Raw genomic sequence first — 1,080 nt, 5'->3', positions numbered from 1 at the left:
TCGACGACACCCCCGCCGCCGGCGCCGCCCACGACACCGGTGAGGTCGCCGAGCCCCTGCGGCAGCGGGCGCTGCTCGACCGCCCCTGGGTGGGCGCGCTGATCGCCGGGGCCAGCGCCGCCGCGATCGGGTTGTTCGCCGTGCTCGCCGTGGTCGGCATCGTCGGCTCGCTCGCGCCGAAAGCCAGCTCCTACTGGGGCGACCTGTTCGGCGCCGGGGCGGCGTTCTGGCTGGTCATGGGCGGTTCGCGGCTGGCCGCCGATGGCGTCTTCATCGCGCTCACCCCGTTGCTGGCGACGGCCGGGCTGGTGTGGCTGGCCGTGCGCGGCGCCCGCCAGGGCATCCCGGAGTCGGGCTCGCGCCGCTATCCGTATGCCGCCTTCCTCGGCGGGTATGCCGCGCTCGCCCTCCTCGCGTTCGTCATCTCCCTCGGTGGTCCCGCCCGACCCGTCTGGTGGTCCGTGCCGCTGCCGGCCCTCGGCATACCGCTGCTCGCGCTGGCCCTGCACGAGGTGCCGCGCGGCCGGTGGGAGGGCGTGGTGCGGCACATGCCCCGCACCCTGCGGCGGGCTGTGCGCCCGGCCTTGCGCACCACCGTTGTGATGCTGCTGACGGGCATGGGTTTGGTGCTGCTCGCCGTCACGCTGCGGCTCGGCGAGATCGCCCGGCTGTATGCCGACCTCGGCGCCGGTCTGCTCGGTGGCCTGGCGCTCACGTTCGCTCAGGTGCTGGCGTGGCCCAACCTCGGGCTGTGGATGACATCGTTCCTCGCCGGCCCCGGCTTCACGATCACCGAGGGTTCGAGCGTCGGCCTCGGCGGCGCGGACGGCGGAGTACTCCCGCTCATCCCGGTCCTCGGGGCGCTGCCGGGCAAGGGGGAGTTCGGCTGGTATGTCGCCCTCCTTTATCTCGTGCCTGTCGCCATCGGCGGGTATGCCGCCCGCCGCGCCCTCGCCGAGATCCCGCGCCTGGCCAGCGCCCGCACCAAACTCGCCTCCGTCGCCGCGACGGTCTGCCTCGCGGCGGCGTTCACCGCGCTGCTCGACGGCCTCGCCGGGGGCTCGCTCGGCGACGGTCGCC

Annotated in this window: 1 protein-coding gene; it reads left to right on the top strand. The window is 74.8% G+C overall.

Going from position 1 to position 1,080, the window contains the following annotated elements:
* The coding region (locus tag BN11_RS18030) for a cell division protein PerM (protein WP_048699670.1) at positions 1–1,080 on the top strand (1,080 nt) is incomplete at both ends.

Origin of the sequence: Nostocoides australiense Ben110 (assembly GCF_001050535.1) — a bacterium.
Classification (GTDB): Bacteria; Actinomycetota; Actinomycetes; order Actinomycetales; family Dermatophilaceae; genus Nostocoides_A; species Nostocoides_A australiense.
The sequence above is the reverse complement of the archived record's forward strand: the minus strand, read 5'-3'. Positions and strand labels throughout refer to the sequence as shown.